This is a genomic window from Piscinibacter sp. (assembly GCF_047600445.1).
Taxonomy (GTDB): Bacteria; Pseudomonadota; Gammaproteobacteria; order Burkholderiales; family Burkholderiaceae_C; genus Piscinibacter.
The window spans coordinates 1,448,475-1,470,801 of the sequence record NZ_JASGKT010000002.1 but is presented as its reverse complement, the minus strand read 5'-3'; the positions used below and the strand labels follow the sequence as shown (position 1 = coordinate 1,470,801).

At 65.7% G+C, this 22,327-nt stretch carries 19 protein-coding genes; 2 read left to right on the top strand and 17 right to left on the bottom strand.

The genetic code is table 11. The features are described from left to right. Positions 1–4: 4 nt before the first annotated feature. Together clpA and clpS are read right to left on the bottom strand one after the other, a co-directional pair. Positions 5–2,311 (bottom strand): ATP-dependent Clp protease ATP-binding subunit ClpA, encoded by a 2,307-nt coding sequence (clpA, locus tag QM792_RS11050; RefSeq protein WP_415149953.1) that lies wholly within the window; start codon positions 2,309–2,311, stop codon positions 5–7. Further along, positions 2,308–2,664, bottom strand: a complete 357-nt coding sequence (gene clpS, locus QM792_RS11045) for an ATP-dependent Clp protease adapter ClpS (RefSeq protein ID WP_415149951.1) — start codon at positions 2,662–2,664, stop codon at positions 2,308–2,310. Before clpS ends, clpA begins: the two co-directional genes overlap by 4 nt. Before the next feature lie 164 nt (positions 2,665–2,828). Here clpS and QM792_RS11040 point away from each other — a divergent pair, with 164 nt between their 5' ends. Continuing rightward, entirely contained in the window at positions 2,829–3,050 is a 222-nt protein-coding gene (locus QM792_RS11040) for a cold-shock protein (protein ID WP_415149950.1), read from the top strand. Positions 3,051–3,360: 310 nt separating this feature from the next. On the opposite strand, the gene QM792_RS11035 is transcribed toward QM792_RS11040, so the two are convergent. The 10 genes from QM792_RS11035 to hemN form a co-directional block, all read right to left on the bottom strand. Next, positions 3,361–5,664, bottom strand: coding sequence for a hypothetical protein (locus QM792_RS11035; protein WP_415149949.1), 2,304 nt, complete (start codon positions 5,662–5,664; stop codon positions 3,361–3,363). Positions 5,665–6,443: 779 nt separating this feature from the next. Next, complete coding sequence (locus QM792_RS11030; RefSeq protein ID WP_415149947.1) at positions 6,444–7,223, bottom strand: M48 family metallopeptidase; 780 nt, start codon at positions 7,221–7,223, stop codon at positions 6,444–6,446. Continuing rightward, positions 7,207–10,323 carry a type I restriction endonuclease subunit R gene (locus QM792_RS11025; RefSeq protein ID WP_415149945.1) on the bottom strand — a complete coding sequence of 1,039 codons (3,117 nt, stop codon included), beginning with the start codon at positions 10,321–10,323 and terminating at the stop codon, positions 7,207–7,209. Before QM792_RS11025 ends, QM792_RS11030 begins: the two co-directional genes overlap by 17 nt. Then, positions 10,271–11,599: a restriction endonuclease subunit S gene (locus QM792_RS11020; protein ID WP_415149943.1), complete on the bottom strand. Its 1,329-nt coding sequence runs from the start codon at positions 11,597–11,599 to the stop codon at positions 10,271–10,273. Before QM792_RS11020 ends, QM792_RS11025 begins: the two co-directional genes overlap by 53 nt. Further along, entirely contained in the window at positions 11,596–13,776 is a 2,181-nt protein-coding gene (locus QM792_RS11015) for an N-6 DNA methylase (RefSeq protein WP_415149941.1), read from the bottom strand. Before QM792_RS11015 ends, QM792_RS11020 begins: the two co-directional genes overlap by 4 nt. 61 nt (positions 13,777–13,837) lie before the next feature. After that, a complete protein-coding gene (locus QM792_RS11010) occupies positions 13,838–14,239 on the bottom strand; it encodes a type II toxin-antitoxin system RelE/ParE family toxin (protein ID WP_415149939.1) in 402 nt (133 codons plus the stop codon). After that, positions 14,232–14,582 (bottom strand): type II toxin-antitoxin system Phd/YefM family antitoxin, encoded by a 351-nt coding sequence (locus tag QM792_RS11005; RefSeq protein ID WP_415149938.1) that lies wholly within the window; start codon positions 14,580–14,582, stop codon positions 14,232–14,234. Before QM792_RS11005 ends, QM792_RS11010 begins: the two co-directional genes overlap by 8 nt. A 235-nt stretch (positions 14,583–14,817) precedes the next feature. Continuing rightward, entirely contained in the window at positions 14,818–16,071 is a 1,254-nt protein-coding gene (icd, locus tag QM792_RS11000) for an NADP-dependent isocitrate dehydrogenase (RefSeq protein ID WP_415149936.1), read from the bottom strand. Between the two features lie 120 nt (positions 16,072–16,191). Continuing rightward, positions 16,192–16,884: a sulfite exporter TauE/SafE family protein gene (locus QM792_RS10995; RefSeq protein WP_415149934.1), complete on the bottom strand. Its 693-nt coding sequence runs from the start codon at positions 16,882–16,884 to the stop codon at positions 16,192–16,194. 14 nt (positions 16,885–16,898) lie between these two features. Further along, entirely contained in the window at positions 16,899–18,314 is a 1,416-nt protein-coding gene (hemN, locus tag QM792_RS10990; protein WP_415149933.1) for an oxygen-independent coproporphyrinogen III oxidase, read from the bottom strand. A gap of 113 nt (positions 18,315–18,427) precedes the next feature. Here hemN and fnr point away from each other — a divergent pair, with 113 nt between their 5' ends. Further along, the gene (gene fnr / locus QM792_RS10985) at positions 18,428–19,201 is read left to right on the top strand and encodes a fumarate/nitrate reduction transcriptional regulator Fnr (RefSeq protein ID WP_415151613.1); all 774 of its coding nucleotides are present in this window, start codon (positions 18,428–18,430) and stop codon (positions 19,199–19,201) included. Positions 19,202–19,210: 9 nt separating this feature from the next. On the opposite strand, the gene QM792_RS10980 is transcribed toward fnr, so the two are convergent. The 5 genes from QM792_RS10980 to QM792_RS10960 are packed head-to-tail and all read right to left on the bottom strand — an operon-like array spanning position 19,211 to position 22,326. Beyond that, on the bottom strand, positions 19,211–19,471 hold the full coding sequence (locus QM792_RS10980) for a hypothetical protein (protein WP_415149931.1): 261 nt from the start codon (positions 19,469–19,471) through the stop codon (positions 19,211–19,213). Between the two features lie 8 nt (positions 19,472–19,479). Next, on the bottom strand, positions 19,480–19,746 hold the full coding sequence (locus tag QM792_RS10975; protein ID WP_415149929.1) for a nitrogen fixation protein FixH: 267 nt from the start codon (positions 19,744–19,746) through the stop codon (positions 19,480–19,482). 17 nt (positions 19,747–19,763) lie between these two features. Continuing rightward, positions 19,764–21,224, bottom strand: coding sequence for a cytochrome c oxidase accessory protein CcoG (gene ccoG / locus QM792_RS10970; RefSeq protein WP_415149928.1), 1,461 nt, complete (start codon positions 21,222–21,224; stop codon positions 19,764–19,766). 14 nt (positions 21,225–21,238) lie between these two features. Next, entirely contained in the window at positions 21,239–22,153 is a 915-nt protein-coding gene (gene ccoP, locus QM792_RS10965; protein ID WP_415149926.1) for a cytochrome-c oxidase, cbb3-type subunit III, read from the bottom strand. After that, positions 22,150–22,326: a cbb3-type cytochrome oxidase subunit 3 gene (locus QM792_RS10960; RefSeq protein ID WP_415149924.1), complete on the bottom strand. Its 177-nt coding sequence runs from the start codon at positions 22,324–22,326 to the stop codon at positions 22,150–22,152. Before QM792_RS10960 ends, ccoP begins: the two co-directional genes overlap by 4 nt. Between the last annotated feature and the right edge of the window lies 1 nt (position 22,327).

Genomic DNA, 22,327 nt, shown 5'->3' with positions numbered 1-22,327 from the left:
GCGGTCAGGCCGTCGCCGGCTCGGCCTTGGGCTTGTCGCTCTTCTTCGGCGGCGTGATCTCGAGCAGCGGCTTGCCGTCGGCGTCGATGTCCACCGACAGGCGGCCGCCGTCGACCAGGCGGCCGAACAGCAGTTCGTCGGCCAGCGCGCGGCGGATCGTGTCCTGGATCAGCCGCTGCATCGGCCGCGCGCCCATCAGCGGGTCGAAGCCCTTCTTCGCCAGGTGCTTGCGCAGCGCGTCGGTGAAGGTGACCTCGACCTTCTTCTCGGCGAGCTGGCTCTCGAGCTGGAGCAGGAACTTGTCGACCACGCGCAGGATGATCTCCTCGTCGAGCGCGCGGAACGACACGATCGCGTCCAGCCGGTTGCGGAACTCGGGCGTGAACATGCGCTTGATGTCGGCCATCTCGTCGCCCGACTCGCGCGAGTTGGTGAAGCCGATGGTCGACTTGTTCATCGTCTCGGCGCCGGCGTTGGTCGTCATGATGATGATGACGTTGCGGAAGTCGGCCTTGCGCCCGTTGTTGTCGGTCAGCGTGCCGTGGTCCATCACCTGCAGCAGCACGTTGAAGACGTCGGGGTGCGCCTTCTCGATCTCGTCGAGCAGCAGCACCGCGTGCGGCTTCTTGCTGATCGCCTCGGTCAGCAGCCCGCCCTGGTCGAAGCCGACGTAGCCCGGCGGCGCGCCGATCAGGCGGCTGACCGCGTGGCGCTCCATGTATTCCGACATGTCGAAGCGGATCAGCTCGATGCCCAGGATGTAGGCGAGCTGGCGCGCCACCTCGGTCTTGCCGACGCCGGTGGGGCCGCTGAAGAGGAACGAGCCGATCGGCTTGTCGGGCCGGCCCAGGCCCGAGCGCGCCATCTTGATCGCCGAGGCCAGCGCCTCGATGGCGGGCTCCTGGCCGAACACGACGCTGTTGAGGTCGCGCTCCAGGCTCTTGAGCTTGCTGCGGTCGTCGCTGGAGACGCTGGTCGGCGGGATGCGCGCGATCTTGGCGACGATGTCCTCCACCTCGGCGCGCGTGATGGTCTTCTTCTGCTTGCTCTTGGGCAGGATGCGCTGCGCCGCGCCGGCTTCGTCGATCACGTCGATCGCCTTGTCGGGCAGGTGGCGGTCGTTGATGAACTTGGCCGACAGCTCGGCGGCGGCCTGCAGCGCGCCCAGCGCGTACTTGACGCTGTGGTGCTCCTCGAAGCGCGACTTCAGGCCCTTGAGGATCTCGACCGTCTGCTCGACCGAGGGCTCGACCACGTCGATCTTCTGGAAGCGCCGCGACAGCGCCGCGTCCTTCTCGAAGATGCCGCGGTACTCGGTGAAGGTGGTCGCGCCGATGCACTTCATGTGGCCGGACGACAGCGCCGGCTTGAGCAGGTTGCTCGCGTCCAGCGTGCCGCCCGAGGCGGCGCCGGCGCCGATCAGCGTGTGGATCTCGTCGATGAACAGGATCGCGTGCGGCTGGTCCTTCAGGTGCTTGAGCACGCCCTTCAGGCGCTGCTCGAAGTCGCCGCGGTACTTGGTGCCGGCCAGCAGCGCGCCCATGTCGAGCGCGTACACCACCGACTGCGCCAGCACCTCGGGCACGTCGCCCTGCGTGATGCGCCAGGCCAGGCCCTCGGCGATGGCGGTCTTGCCGACGCCGGCCTCGCCGACCAGCAGCGGGTTGTTCTTGCGCCGCCGGCACAGGATCTGGATCACGCGCTCGACCTCGTGCTCGCGGCCGATCAGCGGGTCGATCTTGCCGTCGCGGGCGAGCTGGTTGAGGTTCTGCGTGAACTGGTCGATCGGCGAGCCCTTGCCCTCGCCTTCTTCCTTCTCGCCCTCGCCGGCGCCGGCGCTGTTGTCGTTCGACTTGGCCGGCTCGGGCGGGTCGCTCTTCTTGATGCCGTGGGCGATGAAGTTCACCACGTCGAGCCTTGTGACGCCCTGCTGGTGCAGGTAGTACACGGCGTGCGAGTCCTTCTCGCCGAAGATCGCGACCAGCACGTTGGCGCCGGTGACTTCCTTCTTGCCGCTGCCGGTGGACTGCACGTGCATGATGGCGCGCTGGATCACGCGCTGGAAGCCCAGCGTCGGCTGCGTGTCGACCTCCTCGGAGCCGCCGACGGTGGGCGTGTTCTCCTTGATGAAGCCGGCCAGGCTCTTGCGCAGGTCGTCGGTGTTGGCCGAGCAGGCGCGCAGCACCTCGGCGGCCGAGGGGTTGTCGAGCAGCGCGAGCAGCAAATGCTCCACGGTGATGAACTCATGGCGCTGCTGGCGCGCCTCGACGAACGCCATGTGCAGGCTGACTTCGAGTTCCTGGGCAATCATGCGGCCTCCATAATGCACTGCAACGGGTGGCCGCCGCGCCGCGCGGCAGCCAGCACCAGTTCTACCTTGGTCGCGGCCACGTCCTTGGAATAGACGCCGCAGACACCCCGACCCTCATGGTGGATCTTCAACATGATCTGAGTCGCGGTTTCGAGGTCGCGCTTGAAATATTCCTGCAAGACCATCACGACGAACTCCATCGGCGTGTAGTCGTCGTTGAGCATCAGCACCTGGTACATGCGCGGCGGCCGGGTGCGCTGGGTCTTGCGCTCGGCGACGACCGCCCCCTGCCCGTCATCGGGCACTCCGGTGCCGGGAGGCACGGGCGGCTGCGGCGGGGTTTCGTCGGGCATGAAAACATTCTATCGACTTGATCTCGGTCTGATCACCCGCCGGTTTCGGCGTTCCGTGCGCCGGTCACGCGCCGCGCGCGGAGTGCGCCGGACTTGCGCTGCTTCATGGACGAGCCCGCGCGCGGCGTTCGAGAATTTCCGCAGCTCACAGCGAGGAGAATGCCATGCCGACCGGCACCGTGAAGTGGTTCAACGACACCAAAGGCTTCGGGTTCATCGAGCCCGAGGGCGGCGGCGAGGACGTCTTCGCGCACTTCTCGGCCATCCGCATGGAGGGCTTCCGCACGCTGAAGCAAGGCGCGCGCGTGCGCTACGAACTGGTGCAGGGGCCGAAGGGGCAACTGGCGCAGGACATCCGCGTGGAGGACATGCTGGCCGAGCGCTGAAACCCGCCGCGCAAAAACGAAACGGCGCCCCGCGGGGCGCCGTCGACGCGTCGCAGCGTGGCGGGAGGCGGTCCGGCCGCCCCGCCCTCGCCTCACATCTGCTCGATCATCACTTCCCAATCGGCCGTAGAGCCAGCATTCATGCGGGTTCCGTGTTGCCAGGATTCGGCCGTGGCCCCGTCTGTGGCCCCGTCCACCTCCCTGCCTGCGATCGACCCCCGGTACCCGGGCCGGGCGTGATGTCGTTGTGCTGCACCGCAGCGTTGATTCGCACATGGCAAGCCACGCTGGCCAGCCCGGGGCGCCTCGGCTACGCCCCAGTTCGAACGAGACGCAGGAAGCCGTCAAAGTCTCCGCGCGAGCGCTCCAGCGCTCGTTCGATGGTGGACATCGATGACACGAGCTTGTAGCGCCTCTGGTAGCCGCCGCCCCTCCAGGGCACTTCCTCTAGCAACCCAGCGTTCAAGAGACTGGGGAGCACTTCGTCGAAGAAGCTGGGTGCGAAGTTCTTGCCCAGCCGGAGTCGAATGACCTCTTCGTCGACGTGCGTGCTTCGCAAGAAGACTCGCAGAAAGCGCTCAAGCTGCCTCACCCGATCATCGACATCACCGGCACCAGTCTTGATCTGCGCATCAGCGACAACTCCGACTTGCGCACCGGCCCGACGCAGCCCTTGCTCGATGAGAGTTGGGTCAAAGGTCTGCTCGCCGTCCGGCAAGATCACAAGCGAGTCAACTCGGCAATCGACGAAAGAGCAGCCTGCGAGCTGCTGATCCTCATCGCATTCGATGCGCTCAAACTCGCATTGCCGGAACAGCAGGTCGGAGAGCTTCGACTTTGCGGTGGATGTGGGCTGGAACTGACACTCGTAGAACGCAACACGCGACAGCGTCCGTCCAGCGAGGCTTCCCGGCGAGAACATCATTCCTCGCAGTTCAGTGATCTCGTCAGAGCTGGGAACGCACTCCGTCAGTCGCAGGGCCAAGCCACTACAGTTCTCCTTACAGAACGTGAAGCCGGACTCCGCGCCGTTGATCTGAACAATACAGGCTAGGGCTCCAACCCGATCAGCACCATGCCGGATCACGTACTGAACCGCTTGCTCAATCGTTGCCTGAGGAACAGGCGCCACGGACAAGAAGGCCTGCAACTCTGAGCGATTGGCTTTGGCCAGAAGTTGGCCGAGTGACTCACCGAGATAGAAGTTCTGGAAGTCCTCATGATCAAAGGCGAGCGCCCCTGAGCGAGCCGGGTCAGAGGCCAAGAGGGAGTGTTGCTTGACTCGCTCTTTCAACTGTCTGACGGCTGCCGGCCCTTTCCCGAGCGACTCGCCAAAGATATCCACGATGACATCGAGAACATCGTGCCTGAGCGAACTGGTAGACGATTGCCACATCTCCTGCGCGATCAACGCAAGGAGTTGGTGGTGCTCCGAGATGTCCAGCAGTGGCGTCATGACATCGCCCGACACGCGAGCCAGCCACTTCTCCGCCGCCTCTCTCTTCACGATTGCATCGACGAAGGTGAAGAAGTAGTCATGGGGGCTGCTCCCTAGAAGCTCAGCCAGCTCCTGCTTATCGGCGCCATCGGCAATCACATCGAACAGCCGACGAACCAAGACGGCTCGGGTCAGGAGTGGGTGCTCCGAGCCGAGGCGAGCCGAGACGATGTCATGCACCTCTTCAGGCGCGTCGATCTTCCGAAGTCGGCCGTACTCGCAGAACTGCGCCTTGCTCCACCGTCGAAGAGCTAGCCTCGAAAAGGAGGCGGACCTGTCGCCGATAGCGTCCAGGAGTCGCGCTTGTGTTTTGAAGCTGAGGTACTCGAAGAATGCCTTGCGCGCCGCGATGACAATGGCCCCGGCCGACTCCAGATGCTGAACGAGATTGCCGAGCGCTGAGACAGCTTCACCGCGGGAGCCTTCGACAAGCATTTCCTCGTACCCATCAAACGCAGGCACCACCACGCCCATACGAACCAACTGCACAAAGGCGTCGTAGTACAGATAGTTGAAGCGAAGCTTGTTGACCAATGCGGCGATTACCGCGTCGTCGAACGTCAGGAAGGCACGCCCGCTGAGTGGGACCGGAACGATGAGCGATCCGACAGACTTCTGTTTGAATCTCTCCGCCTGGATCCTTGCGGCACGATTGATGAGTGTTGTCTTCCCCTCGCCGGCATCTGAAGTCAGGTAGACAACCGAAGTGGCGCCAGGGAGGGGCCTGGATGCTCTCTGCAACAACGCCTCTACAGCGTCCGGCACTTCCGCCTCCGCAGTCTGGCCTTGTTGCTCCGACAGATCGCGCGTCAGAAGTCCAGCGGGCACCACAAATGGAGAACGCGCAGCAACTTCCGGTGGGAGCGAGGTTGCAGCGAGTATCCGGTCTGCGAGTTGTGGAACCTTGGCCACTCGGTTTATCAACCACATTCGGGCCGAGTAGGTCTGGCCATTCTCGTGAACTTGCAGCCGTTGGTCGTCGCCATCATCCAAGGTGATTGTCGCGTCGATGACTTCATCGCGAATCTGCGCAACAACCTTACCTAGTCGAATATCCACATCCGATGGTTCATCGGCAAACGCGGTTAGAGCACGTCGAAATGCGCTGATATCCATGAGTGCTCCTACACGGCAAGTTGCCTGTATGCCTTCCCAAGCGATGAACCGAGAGTTCCGACCAAATGAGTCTGCGTTCGCCAACCCGACTTGGTGTGCATGTGAGTTACCGAGCATCCCGTGCGCAATGCGAGCAGCACGCCGGGCCACATGTCGATATCGGATGAAACGACAACCACGTCCGTTGCTTTGCTCGTGAAAGCGTGTGCAGCAATGTCGGCAACCAGCAGAGTGTCGACCATCTTCTGCTCGTCTCGAACCAAGACATCGCCAAGGGTGCAAGCACAGGCAGTGTTGGTGCACGGCGTCGCATTGGACAAGCCAAAGAACTGATTCAAGCCGCAGCCGACCACCGAGGCACATTCCGGCATGACACTCCCACGGGACCGAAAGCGTCGCAAGCCGCGCTCGCGTGCGAGCGTTTCCTGTAGCGCAATCGTCGTTCCGATTGGACCATCGGCGAGCTCAACTGTCAGGCGATACTGATGCCAGGCGCCTGTGTGGCTGACGTTGACGATGCATGGCGAGTCTTTCCGAATCTCGGGGACGAGCCTTTGAGCCGCCTGCGTCAAAGTACCTTTCGCGCGCCAGCCGCCGTAGAAGCGGACCAGGAAAGAGTCGTGGCGCGCCGCAACCGCTTCGGGGACTGCCGAAGCCAGGATTCGTGCCAGACCAACTGGCCCAGCACCTTTGTGGCGCGGCTCAACATTGTCGTAGTCAACGAGGATGGCTAGCGGCGCAATAGAACTACCCTCGCTTTCCCTTGTTGCAGGCCCTTGTCACAGTACCAGCCCGGTGCCGCGTTGTGCCCATGCAGGCACGAACTTCCATGCATCCCGCATCTGTCCGTGGTGGCTATCCGCACCGTAGTCCATCTGGCGGACATGCGCCCAGAATCGGCTGGAGTGATTGTGCTCCAGCAGGTGGCAGAGCTCGTGAACCATCACGTATCGCACAAGCTCGCGCGGCAGGAATAGCAGCTTGCAGTTCAAGCTGATGCGCATGCTGGCTGCGCAACTTCCCCAGCGGGTACGTTGGTTCTTGATGGCGACAGCGGCGGGCTGCTGCCCACATTGAACCGCTACGCGCTCAAGCCAAGGCGGTAGCGCCTCCGCAGCCCGGCGGGCCAGCCACCGTCGAAGCGCTGCATGGCATGCGTCCACATCATTGACAGCACCGAAGACAACGATGCGGCCGGGCCGATCCGTCTTGGCGCCGACCGATGGTCGGCGCATCTCGCGGTACTCGACCCGCCACGATTCAGCGAGCGCCGGCAGGTCGAATGCCTGCGGACGTGCCGGAGCCACCTTCGGGATCAAGTGCCGAATAGCTTCGATGTCGTCCAGCTTCGACGCGATCCAATCGCGCTTGCTCGCAACGAGCTGGTTGACGCGATCGCGTTGCAGGCCCGCAGGGACGACAACGACCAACCCCTCGCGCGCGCCCACCCGCAGGCGGGCCGAGCGCGCACGGTTGGAGTACCGAATCGCGAACTCGATCGATCGCCCATCAGGCAGCACTAGGCTGCCGGGCGCGCTGTCGTCAATCAGCGCTGGCATCGCCGCTTTCCGGTGAAGCCGCCGCGCTCTCCGCACGCGGCTGATAACGGCGCCGTCTGAGCGTCTGCACCAGCGTGCCGATGAAGCCCATGGCGTCAGCCGTCAGCAGCCCGGCTGCTGAGAACTTCGTGGCCACCATCATCAGCAGATCCCTCGTCAGGTCCGGGTCTGCGGTGGACGTGCCCCACCAGTTCGGGAAGCAGTGCTTGTCGGCCACCTCCAGCGTGGCCGATGCCACCTCCACGGCCACGGTGTCGGCGATCGCTGGGTTTCGTGCCTTGACCTTTAGCGCCAACTGCTGGGCGATGGGCCGGTTCACCTCGTCGATGGCCTGGCGCACCGCGTCGGTCACCTTCTCCAGTTCTTCGATCAGCGCCACGCCAGCCAGCGTGCCGGCGCGCTTTTCGTCGATAAGCCGCTGCAGCCTCTCCGAAAGCAGGCGGAACGACTCATCCTGGTCCAGCCGGATGCGCAGCTCCGACGAAAGCATGGCCTCGATGTCCAGTGCCTTGGCGTCGGGCTTCTTGTCCTTCAGCTTGGTTAGGAAATGCTCGTCCAGCACATACGTCGGGAACTCCTTCTCCAGCACTTCCACGTCGATGTGGTCACGGATGAGCTCGCGCGTGCGCGCCGCGTCTTCCTCAGTGGCCTCGACGCTGCGGCTCTCCACCGGGTAGAACTTCTTCCGGTACAGCAGGTACAGCTTGGTGAGCCATGCGTACGGGCGGATGAAGTCCCGCAACTGCTCGTCGGGCTGCAGCGCTTCGTACATCACGCGCAGGTTGCGATAGCCCACGTCGAACCGCTTCTCGGCGCCGTCCTCGTCGCGGAGGATGGTCATCGCCGTGATGAAGGCATCGTGCGAGCCGTCGCGCGGCACCGTGGCCTCGGGAAAGATGTCCCACACCTCGAGGAAGGTCTGGCGGAACCGGTCGCGGATGCCATCGAAGGGGAAGGCCACGTCACCCAGCTCGTCGGGCTTGTAGTTCAGGGCCTCGTTCAGGTGATCGAAGATGCCGTAGTAGTCGAGGATCAGGCCATAGCCCTTCAGCTCGTTGTACGGCCGGTTCACACGCGCGATGGTCTGCAGCAGCAGGTGGTTCTCCATCTTGCGGTCCAGATACAGGGCCTGCAGGATGGGGGCGTCGAAGCCCGTGGTGAGCATGTCGCACACCACCAGGATCTGCACCTTGCGCAGCGGTTTGTCGCGGTGCTCATCGGCCTCTGAACCTGCCGGGATCAGGAACTGGTTGAGCAGCGCCTTGCGCTTGGCGTCGCCGAGGTACATCGCCTTGATGTCCTCGGGGTCGATCTGCGGCGCCTCGGAGATCACGGGCATCACCAACTCGTCGCCCAGGCGCGCGCGAAGGGCGTCGGTGTAGAGCTTGACGGCCTTCTTCTCCCGGCACACGAACATCGCCTTGAAGCCGTTGGGCTGCACGTGCTCGGTGAAGTGCTGGGCCACGTCGTCGGCGATCTGGGCGATGCGCTTGTCGTGGTACAGCAGCGCGTCGAGGCGGGCTCCCTCGGTCACCAGCTTGTTGCGCTCGTCTTCTGGCAGGTGACCGAACTCGCGCTGGAACGCCACATCAAGCTTGGTGCCGTGCAGTTGCCAATCGGTCACCCGGGGTTGCCAGTGGATCGGCTTGACGACACCGTCGCGCAGGGCATCGGTCACCGTGTAGGGCCGGCCCATGTAGCGCTCGATCTTGCCGTCTTCCTTGACGTAACCCCAGGCCTTGGGCGTGTTGTGGTCGTCGTTCTCGATCGGCGTGCCGGTGAAGCCGAACATCGACGCACCTTCCAGCGCCGACCGCATGTAGGTGCCCAGTTCGCGCTCCTGCGAGCGGTGCGCCTCGTCGGCCATCACGATGACGTTGGGCCGCTGCTGCGTGATGCGCGCCGGCATGCCGTCGAACAGGTGCACCGTGGTGAGGATCACGCCACGGTAGTCGCCGCGCAGCTTCTCCTCCAGGTCGCGTTTGCTGGCCGCCACGTGCACGTTGTCGGTGCCGGTGGAGTTCAGTTCGCGGTCCATCTGGTCGCCGAGCTGCTCGCGGTCCACCAGCAGGATGACCGTCGGCGACTTCAGCTTCGGGTCTTCCCACAGGCTGCGGGCCGCGTAAATCATGGTCAGGGTCTTACCCGAACCCTGCGTATGCCAGATCAAGCCGCGACGCTTCTCTGAAGGCAGCGTCAGCGCGGTGGCCCGATTGACGATGTCCTTCACCGCCAGGTACTGCTGGTAGCGCACCACCACCTTCTCGGTGCGCCCGTCCTTGGTGACGAAGACGATGAAGTGCCGGATGAAGTCCAGCAGGTTGCTGCGGTCGAACAGGCCGTACAGCGAGACCTTCATCTCGTCGTACTCGTCGATGTCGTGCGGCCATGGGTCGCGCCACTGCAGCCAGAACTGCAGCCGCCGGCCAGGCACGCCGTACATCATCCGGGTCTCGTTCACGCCCACGCCGTAGGCATTGGTGTAGAAGAGCTGGTCGATCTCTTCCGCGTACATGCCCAGTTGCTTGGCGCCTTCGCGCCAGTCGGGCTTGCTGCGGCTGGCCGTCTTGGCCTCGATGACGATGACCGGAATGCCGTTGATCAGCAGCACGATGTCGGGCCGGCGGGTCGAGCGACCGTCGATCGAGAACTGGTTGGTCACCCACCAGTCGTTGGCATCCAGGTTCTCGTAGTCGATCAGCCGCACGTCCTGGGCGTTCTCGGCCGCGTCGAACTTGTAGTTCACGCCGTCCTTCAGCCAGGCCAGCCATTGTTGGTTGTCATGGCAGGCCAGCAGTTTGGTCACGATGGCGTCCACCCGGCTGTCGTCCGTCAGCACGGCGGGGTTCAGTGCCTTGAGCTTCTCGCGCAGCAGCGGCAGCAGCAGGACTTCGCGCTCATCCGGCCGATACTGCTTCAGGTAGTCGCGTGACCGCCAGGTCCAGCCGAGCTTGGCGGCCTTGAGGTGCTCGATGATCTCGCGTTCAACGGTGGTCTCTTCGTTGAAGAGCGTGCGGACGGAGTATGGGACCGGTCCCTCCCTCAGCTCAGGCATGAATGGCCCCCTCCGGAATTCTGATCCTGCCGATGAGCAGGTCATGTAGCAGCGACCGCTTCACGTCCTCGGCCGTGACCAGCTTCCTTGTCAGTGCGTCAATCTGCCGTTCGGTTGCGTCCAAGAGGTCCACGATCTGTCGCTGCTCTGCAAGCGGTGGCCTTGGAAAGCGAAAATGCTTGATCGCCCGAGCGCCGATATTGTTGTTGCCAGCCGAGGTGTTGGCAGCTGCACCTGCCTGACGCCTCCCCGGCGGGGACGCGAGGAAGTAGTTCAAGTAGGCCCCCAGCACCTTGTCCTTGTTCGGTCGAACCCGGATGAGGTACGACGCATAGATCGTGTGGACCTCGGCCACTTCCGCAGAAACGATGGTCGATTTGCCGATGTACTCGGGGTTGCCGTTCGTTCGAATTAGCAGGACATCGTCCTGCACGAGCCTGAGTGCTTCAGCCTCCGCCTGAGGGACTTCGGCAAATGGAACGTCGGTCAGTGACAAGTGAGGTGCAACAACCTGCGGGATGGCGATGACGGGGTACCCGCTGCGATGGTCGTTGGACGGAGAATTCGTTCCGTACTCCACAAGCTCAAGACTGCGGCCGAGCCTATCGTCATCCCAGTGCGCAGGGACGGACGCTGTGAAGCAGCGATGGATCTTGCAGGGCTTCGTGGTAGTTGACCGGCATAGGCCCTTCTCAAAGACACTGGCCAGCAGCGACCGCTTCACATCCTCGGTAGCGGTCAATTGCGCGCGTGCCCGATGAACGGACTCCTCGGCCAGCTTCAACGACGCTCCAATTCGCCGCTGCTCTTCAGTTGAGTCCGGGAATCGCACCGGTAGCCTCTTTACGGCACCCCAACTGAAGTTGGCCAAGCCTGTAGTCTGCTGCGACGTCTTGCTGAACATTTCGTGCACGAGATGGAGGCGCATCCAATGGGCGAAGAAGTCAGATCGCAGTCGAATCTGATCTTTCGGTTGAATGCCCATCAAGAACGAGGCGAACACCATGGGCCGGTCTTCTTCGATCAAGACGGAGTCGCCGATTCGATCCTGCGTTCCATTGGAGCCGACGAAAAGCAGCCAGTCCTTAGTCACAGCAGCCTTCTGAAGCGCCTCCGGCGAAACGTTGCGCAGATGCACGAGGTCGGACAGGTCCAGTGTGTCCTGCACGTTCGGAATCCGGATCACGGGCACGGTATCCGCATCGGCATAGTCCGCCTCGTCTGCTTTCTCCCACGTGTAACCCCGCCGCGTGACTACCAGGTTTGCAAGCGGCTCTTCGCGCCAACCCGCCGGCAGCGGCGTGTCGTAGATGGCCTTCATTCCGAAAGCACTCCCGCTGCGGCAAGCACAGCCTTCAAGGCTTGCTGGGCCTCATGCGCCGCCTTTTCGGCATCGGCCAGTTCACGTGCAGCGATGGTCAGGGGCTTCGTGGGATCCGGATCGAAGGTGTCCACGTACCGCGGCATGTTCAGGTTGAACTCGTTCTCTTCGATCTCGCCCAGGCCCACGATCGCGAAGTAGCGCCGCGCCTCGTCCTCGCTGCTGCAAATGCGGAGCAGGTCCTTGGATGCTTCGTGCAGGTGCGCGATCTCACGGTCGGCGACCTGCTTGATTTCCAGCTCGCGCGCATCCCGTTCTTCTTGCAACTTCTGCAGTTCCTTGACGGCTCGCGCCACCTGCTTCTCGCGCGCCTTGATCGCGTCCACGAGCTGCTTGCGCGCCACGTCGAACTTCGCTTTCGGGGTCAGCAGGGCCGCCTTCAGCGCCGCCTTGTCACCCCGCCCGGCAGCGGCGATCTCGGCCTCGATCCGGTCCACTTCGGCCTTCAACGGCGCCAATGGATGGAAGTACGGGTGCTCCGGGGTGATCGCGTCCCTGACGGCTTGCACCTTGAGGTCCAGCGCTTCCAGCGTGGCCAGTTCCGTTTGCAGTCGGGCCAGTGGCTCCAGCACAGGGCCGTAGGCATCTTCGATGTCGGCGAGCCGGCTGTCCCGGTCTTGCTCCACTTCGCGGATCAGTTGCGCCTCGTGCACCGGCACCAGCGCGCGGGCTGCTTCCAGGTCACCGAAGGCCTGCCATGGCACCAGCACCCGCATCAGGTCGGAAGGGCGCAGCAGGTTCTGGGGGTTGCCCTTCTGGAAGTGGCGCGACGCCCAGATCATCAGGATCTTGCCCTTGCGCGCTTCGGGCTTGGCCTTGTTCAGCAGCAGCAGGCAGCCGGGCACGTTGTTGCCATAGAACAGCTTGCCAGGCAGCACGACGATGGCCTCGATCAGGTCGGCCTCGATGAGGCCCCGGCGGATCACGTATTCGGCGTCAGCCTTCTGGTTCTGGCCGTCCTCTTCCTCGGTCTGCTCGGGCTGGCCGCGGAAGAGCACGCCTTGCGACATCACCACCATGCCCTGGCCACCGATGCCGGTGTCGGGGTCGGCGTCCTTCAGCGATTTGGCGATCTGCTGCAGCCAGGCCCAGTCGCCGTTGCTCGCAGGCGGCATGCCGAAGCCCAGGCGCCCGTACTTGTCGCCGGCCACCACCGTGTCGTGCCCCCAGTCTTCCAGCGAGAAGGGTGGGTTCATGATGATGCGGTCGAACTGCTTGAGGCGGTTCTCGCCTGTCAGATGCCGCGGGTCACGCAGGCTGTCGCCCTGCTTGTGCTCCCACACGGGGATGCCATGAAGGATCATGTTGATGCGCGAGATGTTGTAGGTGGTGACGTTGGACTCCTGCCCGTGCAGCTGCAGCTGCCGCACGTCGCCGCCGTGCTTCTTGACGTGCCGGATGCACTGCAGCAGCAGGCCGCCCGAACCGCTGGCCCAGTCGCATACCGACATGCCGGCCCGCGGCTGCAGCACCTCCGCCATCAGAAAGCCGACCTCGGCCGGTGTGTAGAACTCGCCGCTGGACTTGCCGGCCTTGCTGGCGAAGTTGCGGATCAGGTACTCGTAGGCATTGCCGAACAGGTCGTCGGAGACGTGCGCGCGGTCGAAGGTCTGGCTGCTGAAGTGGTTGATTAGATTGACCAGCTTGTCGCGGGGCAGCTCGTCCTGCTTGTTGAAGTCGATCTTGCCAGTGAGGATGCCGTCGAAGTTGTTCTGGCGGTGGGCATTCGCCCGCTCGATGGCGAGCATGGCCTCGTTCAGGGCCTGGCCGAGCGGGCCCTTGGCGGTGCGCGCCACGTCAGCCCAGGCCGCCTGTTCCGGCACCGTGAAGTGGTGGTTCTGCGGGTCTCGGGCCAGCAGCAGCGCCTGGTCGCGCGGCACGCCGGCCTTGACGAGCGCGTCCGTCTGCGTGCGCACCTCTTCGTCGTAGCAGTCGCTGATGCGCTTGTAGAACAGCAGCGCGAACACGTAGCCGCGGAACTCGGAGTGGTCGGCGTTGCCCCGCAGGATGTTTGCCGCGTGATCGAGGTAGGTCTCCAGCTCGCCCTGGGTCATGCGCCGCGTGGGGCGGATGATGATGGGCGTGTCGAGCTGAGTGAGCAGTTCTTGCAAGTTCATGGGATCTGATTCTTCTACGGCGCCGATGCGGCTTGGCATTGGCACCCTTTGCTTGTTCTCGTCAGCGCTCCGGGCTGCCGGCCGGCCCCGCCCATAGCCGAGAAAACTGGAAGGACAGCTCCCGGTGGTGCCGAATCGACAGCAGGTGCACCAGGTGGCCAGGAGTCGCCACGGTGTACAGAATCAGGTAGTCGCCGTGCAGGTACTCGCGCAGACGATCTGCTGCTCCGGCCGGCAATGCGGCCAGCTGCGCGAGGGCTTCGGCGGACTGCGGCGGCTGGTCGAGATACCGCCGCCCGATGCGAGGGAAGCGCCGGAGATTGGGGATGACGGTGGTGCGAAGTTCGTCGAGCAGCCGGTCGTAGGCGGCGCCCGCGTCGGCCTCGGTCAGGAAGGACTCGATCGCCGCCAGCCGCTCCAGGAAGCTGGTCGTCAGTTCGACACGGACGACGGGCTCAGCCACGTTTGCGTGCGACCCCGCTGGTCTTCACCTTGCCTTTCGCGCCAGCCGTCGATGCGCCGGCCCGCTTCGCCTGCAGCGCGGCGATGGCGGCATCGGCATCCTGGGTCCGGCCCGCCGCGATGTCCGCGAGGCCGCGGCGCGCATCGTCGATCAGCAGCAGGTGGATGCGCTCGCGCTCCAGTCGGTGGTAGTAGTCCAGGCGCTCAGCGTCGATGAGCGCGACGTAGCTCTCGCCGTTCTTGGTGATGATCTTCTCGGCACCGGCCTTGACCTGCTCCGCCAGGTCGGACAGCGTGGCGCGCGCCTGGGTGAACGGCACCACATCGCTAGCAGAGATACCCATGGACGACCCACTCGGAAGTTGCAGAATTCTGCGCAGTCTACGCGCATCCGGACCGGGTGGGAATGCCGGCGCGCGTGGGCAGGTCCAGGGCGGGCGTGGTCCCGAATTCGGCCCCACCACGATTGGAGGTCAACGAGCGATCCTGGCTGCCCGAAAACAGAAAACCCCAGTCGAATCAACGATCTGGGGTTCGCACGGGACCACCCGGGATGTCCAAGGACGTCCCGGGGCGCCCTCACATCTGCTCGATCATCACCTGCCCGAAGCCCGAGCACGACACCTGCGTCGCGCCTTCCATCAGGCGCGCGAAGTCGTAGGTCACCTTCTTCGAGGCGATCGCCTTCTCCATCGCGCTGATGATCAGGTCGGCGGCCTCGGTCCAGCCCATGTGGCGCAGCATCATCTCGGCCGAGAGGATCTCGGAGCCCGGGTTGACGTAGTCCTTGCCGGCGTACTTCGGCGCGGTGCCGTGCGTGGCCTCGAAGCAGGCCACCGAGTCCGACAGGTTGGCGCCCGGGGCGATGCCGATGCCGCCCACCTGCGCGGCCAGCGCGTCGGAGATGTAGTCGCCGTTGAGGTTCAGCGTGGCGATTACCGAGTACTCCGCCGGGCGCAGCAGGATCTGCTGCAGGAAGGCGTCGGCGATGCTGTCCTTGACGACGATGTCCTTGCCCGTCTTCGGGTTCTTGAACTTGCACCACGGGCCGCCGTCGATCTCGACCGCGCCGAACTCCTTCTTCGCCAGCGCGTAGGCCCAGTCGCGGAAGCCGCCCTCGGTGAACTTCATGATGTTGCCCTTGTGCACGATGGTCACGCTGGGCTTGTCGTTGTCGATCGCGTACTGGATCGCCTTGCGCACCAGGCGCTCGGTGCCTTCGCTGGACACCGGCTTGATGCCGATGCCGCTGCTGTCGGGGAAGCGAATCTTCTTGACGCCCATCTCGTCGATCAGGAACTTGATGAGCTTCTTCGCCTTGTCGCTCCTGGCCTCGTACTCGATGCCGGCGTAGATGTCTTCCGAGTTCTCGCGGAAGATCACCATGTTGGTCTTGTGCGGCTCCTTCACCGGGCTGGGCACGCCGGCGAAATACTGCACCGGGCGCAGGCAGACGTACAGGTCGAGCTCCTGGCGCAGCGCCACGTTCAGCGAGCGGATGCCGCCGCCCACCGGCGTGGTCAGCGGGCCCTTGATCGAGACCACGTACTCGCGCAGCACCTCCAGCGATTCGGCCGGCAGCCACACGTCGGGGCCGTAGACCTTGGTGGCCTTTTCGCCCGCGTAGATCTCCATCCAGTGGATCTTCTTCTTGCCGGCGTAGGCCTTGGCCACCGCGGCGTCGACCACCTTGATCATCACCGGCGTGATGTCGAAGCCGGTGCCGTCGCCCTCGATGTACGGAATGATCGGGTTGGCCGGGACGTTGAGCGAGAAGTCGGCGTTGACGGTGATCTTCTGCCCGCCTTCGGGCACCTTGATGTGCTGGTACATGGAGATATCGCTCCTCGCTGGAATGGGTGGGGGATCGGTCTTACCGGAACGTGGAATTCTATTCCACGCTCTCTGTCCGACGACTGACAAGCAGGCCTTACAAGGGGTCGCCGCGGAGGGTCAAAAACCCGGCAGGCAGAAGTCGCTGCCCATCGCGCTGGCCAGGCCGCGCGCGAGCGCCCAGCCGGAAGCGCCGGCGAGCATCAGGCCGGCCAGGCGCACCGCCATCACCTGGGCGCGGCCGGCATGCCGGCCGGCCAGGCGCAGCCACAGCGCCGGGCCGAGCCACAGGCCTAGGCCCGAGCCGGCGGCGAACAGCGCCATCAGCGTCGCGCCCTCGACCGGGCCGGAGCCCAGCGCGGCAACCACCAGCGCCGAATGCAGCAGCCCGCAAGGCAGCGCGACCCACAGCGAGCCGGCCGCGGCGGCGCCGGTCGGGCCGTTCATCCAGATCACCTTGCGGCCCGCGGCGCCGCGCCCTACCTTGTCGATCCACATCGGCTGGCGGCCGCGCACCAGCAGCCACAGGCCGAGCGCGAAGGCCGCCACCTGCAGCAGCGTCCACAGCGGCCGCAGGATCGCGACCTGCGCGCCCTGCGTCGCCAGCCACGACACGCTGCCGGCCGCCAGCGCGCCGCCGGCGGCGTAGCTGGCCAGCCGCGCGGCGTGGAAGGACAGCGTGCTCGCCTCCTGCGCCGTGCCGCCGGCGCAGCCGCGCACGATGCCGGTGCAGGCCGCGCCGCACATCGCCGCGCAATGCGGCGCGCCGGCCAGGCCCATCAGCAAGGCGGTGGTGGCGAGCGCGGCGTTCATGCCCGGATCATCGCTCAGATGATGCGAGAGAAGCGCTCCCGGGTGCGATCGGCCTGCAGGTACTTGTCGAAGGTCATCGCCACGCTTCGGATGAAGTACCAGCCCAGCGCGGTGACCTGGATCGCCGACGGCTCCACCACCACCAGGCCCGAGGCTTCGAGCGTGCGCAACTGCTCCAGCTCGGCGGCGAAGTGCTGGCGGAAGTCGACCAGGTGCGCCAGCTCGATCGACTCGAACTCGAGCCGGCCCTGGCACATGATGGCCATGATCACCGCGCGGCGCAGCAGGTCTTCGCGCGTCAGCGCCAGGCCGCGCACCACCGGGAACTGGCCACGGTTGACCGCGTCGTAGTACTCGGCCAGCGTCTTGGCGTTCTGGCTGTAGGTGGCGCCGACGCGCCCGATCGACGACACGCCCAGCGCGACCAGGTCGCAGTCGGGCTGCGTGCTGTAGCCCTGGAAGTTGCGGTGCAGCCGGCCCTGGCGCTTGGCCGCGGCGAGCGAATCGCCCGGCAGCGCGAAGTGGTCCATGCCGATGTACTGGTAGCCGTGGCCGACGAAGCCGGCGATGGCCTCGGCCAGCATGCGCACCTTGTCGGCCGCCGGCGGCAGCGCGGCCGGGTCGATGCGGCGCTGCGGCTTGAAGCGCTGCGGCAGGTGCGCGTAGGAGTACAGCGCGATGCGCTCGGGGCGCAGTTCGGCGACTTCGCGCACGGTGCGTTGCAGCGACTGCGGCGTCTGCTTCGGCAGGCCGTAGATCAGGTCGACGTTGGTCGACTCGAAGCCGAGCTGGCGCGCCGACGCCATCAGCGCGGCCACCATCTCGCGGCTCTGCACGCGGTGCACCGCCTGCTGCACGCCGGCGTCGAAATCCTGCACGCCGAAGCTCAGGCGGTTGAAGCCCAGGCTCGCCAGGTGCGCGAGCCGGTCGTGGTCGACCGTGCGCGGGTCGACCTCGATCGAACACTCCGCGCCCGGCGCGATGCGGAACGCGCCGCGCAGCGAATCCATCACGCGCGTCAGCTCGGCGTCGCTGAGGAAGGTCGGCGAGCCGCCGCCGAAGTGCAACTGCGACACCGCCTGCCCCGGGCCGAGGCGGGCCACGTGCAGCGCGATCTCTTTGTCGAGCGCGTCGAGGTACTCGGCGGCGCGCTCGTGGTGCTTGGTGATCACCTTGTTGCAGGCGCAGTAGTAGCACAGCGACTCGCAGAACGGGATGTGCACGTAGATCGACAGCGGGCTGGCGCCGCCGATCACGCCGCCGCCCTGGGCGCGCTGGTCGAGCGCGCGGACGTAGTCGTCCGGCCCGAAGGCGTCGACGAAGCGGTCCGCGGTCGGGTAGGAGGTGTAGCGCGGGCCGTTGACGTCGAGGCGCCGCAGCAGATCCTCGGTCACGACGGGGCGCTCGATGGGGGCGTAGGACGTGGACATGAGACGAGACTGTGCCTTGCCGCCGATCGAGCGCCTTGACGTGAATCAACGGGCTTCCACGAGGCGCGGCGGAGAATAATTCCATGCCCTCCACCACCGCGGATGTCACGCCCATGACCGCCTCCAAGGCCCGCCGCGACGCCGCGGATCGCGCATCGACCGTCGTGCCGCTGCGCGCGGACGCCTTCAAGGTCGCCTGCTCCAACTGCAACCTGCGCGAGCTGTGCCTGCCGGTCGGCCTGGCGGACCCGGACCTCGAACGCCTCGACGAGCTGGTGGCCAAGCGCCGCTCGGTGACGCGCGGCGACGCGCTGTTCCGCACCGGCGACGCCTTCCAGTCGATCTACGCGGTGCGCACCGGCTTCTTCAAGACCTGCGTCTCTTCGGAGGACGGCCGCGACCAGGTCACCGGCTTCCAGATGGCCGGCGAACTGCTCGGCCTCGACGGCATCAGCCACGACCGCCACAACTGCGACGCGATCGCGCTGGAGGACTCGCAGGTGTGCGTGATCCCCTTCTCGCAGCTCGAGGAGCTGTCGCGCGACTTCACGCCGCTGCAGCACCAGTTCCACAAGATCATGAGCCGCGAGATCGTGCGCGACCACGGCATGATGCTGCTGCTGGGCAGCATGCGCGCCGAGGAGCGGCTGGCCGCCTTCCTGCTGAACCTGACGCAGCGCCTGCAGGCGCGCGGCTTCTCGGCCTCGTCGCTGATCCTGCGCATGACGCGCGAGGAGATCGGCAGCTACCTCGGCCTGAAGCTCGAAACCGTCAGCCGCACCTTCTCGAAGTTCCAGGACGACGGGCTGCTCGAAGTCAAGCAGCGCCACATCCGCATCCTCGACGACGCCGGCCTGCGCCAGTTGATCAGCAGCACGGCCTGCTGAGAAAGCCGCTCAGCGCGGCCAGTGCCGGCCGCGGTCGGCGTTGATCTCGTCCGGGCTCGCGCCGAGCAGCGCGCTCAGCGCGCCGGCCGCGGCGATCACGCCCCAGAAGATCAGGAAGGTCACGGTGTAGACCGCCTGCGCCGACCAGTCCAGCGCCTCGCCGCCGAACCAGCGCAGCTCGCTCGGGTCGACGACCACGAAGACGAGCATCTCCAGCACGCCGGCCATCAGGAAGGCCGGCCAGAGAATGGTCAGGGCGCGCTGCTTCACTCGCTGCTTCACTGTTCGGCCGGCGTGGCGGCGTGGTTGCGGCCCTGCAGCGCCGGCGCCATCGCGTCCTTCGGGCTGAGCTTGGGCGCCATGTTGTCGCCGGGGCGCAGCTCGCCCTGCGGGCCGGTGGCGATCACCGGATCGATGTGCTTCCAGGCGATCACCGCGGTGGCGACGCTGGCCACCACCACCGACAGCGGCCCGCCCAGCACCAGCCACACCATCGGAACGCGATACCACGGCACCGGCTTCTTGTTCGTGTCGTCGTCGTGCATGTTCATGTCCTCGGTGTTCAGCGCGGCACGACGAAGGTCGACTTCTCGTGCACCTCGACCGCGCCGCCGGCCGCGTCGGGCAGCCGCGTGATCGTGAATCGTAGCGGGTGCGCACCCGCGCCCAGCGCGGCGGCGGCCTGCGGCGGCAACTGCACCGCCACCGGCACCCAGCGCGATTCGGTCGGGCCGACGGTCACCTCGGTGCGCGGCACCGTCACCGCCACGCCGTTCAGGCCGCTGGCCTCGATGCGGAAGCGCTGCGGCGACTCCATCGCGTTCATCAGTTGCAGGCGGTAGACGTTCTCGACGCGGCCGTCGTCCACCAGCCGCGCCAGCGCGCCGCGGTCGCGCACCACGTCGACGCGGAACGGCGTGCGCAGCGCCAGGCTGGCCGCGAAGGCGCCGACGATCAGCACCATGATCGCGGTGTAGATCAGCACGCGCGGGCGCAGCACGCGCCGGAACATCTGCTCGCGCGTCCACTGCTGCGCGATGCCGTTCTGCGTCGCGTAGCGGATCAGGCCGCGCGGGTAGTTCATCTTGTCCATCACGCCGTTGCACACGTCGATGCAGGCGGCGCAGCCTATGCACTCGTACTGCAGGCCCTTGCGGATGTCGATGCCGGTCGGGCAGACCTGCACGCACAGCGTGCAGTCGATGCAGTCGCCCTTGCCCGCGTCCTTCAGCGCGGCGTGCCCGAGCGACTTCGGCCGCGAGCCGCGCGGCTCGCCGCGCGAGGCGTCGTAGCTGATGACCATCGTGTCGTGGTCGAACATCGCGCTCTGGAAGCGCGCGTAGGGGCACATGTACTTGCAGACCTGCTCGCGCATGTAGCCGGCGTTGCCGTAGGTGGCGAAGCCGTAGAACAGGATCCAGAACCATTCCCACGGGCCGAAGGCGAGCGTAGGCAGCGCCGCGGCGAGGTCGCGGATCGGCGTGAAGTAGCCGACGAAGGTGAAGCCGGTCCACAGCCCGAACAGGATCCACGCCAGTTGCTTGCCGCCCTTGCGCAGGATCTTCTCGCGGTTCCAGGGGCCGGCGTCCAGCCGCATGCGCTTGGCGCGGTCGCCCTCGATGCGGTTCTCGAACCACATGTAGATCTCGGTGTAGACCGTCTGCGGGCAGGCGTAGCCGCACCACAGCCGCCCGGCCACCGCGGTGAACAGGAACAGGCCGTAGGCCGAGAGGATCAGCAGCCCGGTCAGGTAGATGAAGTCCTGCGGGTACAGGACCAGCCCGCCGATGTAGAAGCGGCGCGCGCCGAGGTCGAACAGCACCGCCTGGCGGCCGTTCCATTGCAGCCAGGGCAGGCCGTAGAAAAGAAGCTGGGTGCCCCAGACGAGCACCCAGCGCCAGGTGGCGAACCAGCCGCTGACCGCGCGGGCGTAGATCTTCTTCTGCGCGGCGTAGAGCGAGACGATCTCGCCCGCCGCGTCGGGGGCGGAGCCCCCGGGGGGCGCCGCGTGCGTGTCAGCCATTCATGCGTCCGTCGTTATTGCGCGGCGCCGCCCTGGGCGAGGTTCCACACATAGGCCGCGAGCACGTGGATCTGGTCGGCGGTCATGCGCGCGCCCTGCGGCGGCATCACGTTGGTCTTGCCATTGTTGATCATCGCGATCACGGCGTCCTCGCCCCAGCCGTGGAGCCAGACCTTGTCGGTCAGGTTCGGCGCGCCGAGGGCCTTCATGCCCTTGCCGTCCGGACCGTGGCAGGCCGCGCACACCGCGAACTTCGGCTTGCCGAGCTGGGCGGCCAGTTCGTTGTGCGGGCTGCCCGACAGGCTGAGCACGTAGTTGGCGAGGTTCTTGACGTCTTCCGACGAACCCACCGCGGCGGCCATCGGCGTCATCACGCCCTGGCGGCCGTCGACGATGGTCGCCTTGACCGACTCGAACGAGTCGGTCGCCAGGCGCGAGGCCACCGGCAGCGTCAGGTTCGGGAAACCCTTGCTGCCCTTGGCGTCGGAGCCGTGGCACTGCGCGCAGTTGTTGATGTACAGCCGCTCGCCGATGGCCATCGCCTGCGGATCCTTGGCCAGCGCCTCGGGCGTCTGGCTGGTGAACTTGGCGTACAGCGGGGCCATCGCCGCCTGCGCCTTGGCCTGCTCGGCCTCGAGCTGGCCGACGCTGGTCCAGCCGAGCTGGCCGGCGAAGTTGCCCAGGCCCGGGTAGAGCAGCAGGTACAGCGCCGAGAACACCACGGTGATCACGAACAGGCCCATCCACCAGCGCGGCAGCGGGTTGTTCAGCTCGCGCAGGTCTTCGTCCCAGACGTGGCCGGTGGTGTTGTCGCCGGCCATGACCTTGCGCCGGCTCGCCACGATCAGCAGCGCCAGGCAGGCCGCCAGGCTGACGATGACGACGGCGGCGATGTAGATCGACCAGCCGCTGTTGATGAAGTCGCTCATTGTCGGTTTCCTCCACGCGAGGCGCCGTCGGCGCCCTGCTCCTCGGCGAACGGCAGTTGCGCCGCCTCGTCGAACCCTGCACGGTTGTTGCGGGACCAGGCCCAGGCGACGATGCCCAGGAAGGCGATCAGCGAGATCACGGTCACCACGCTTCTGAGGTCATTGATGTCCATC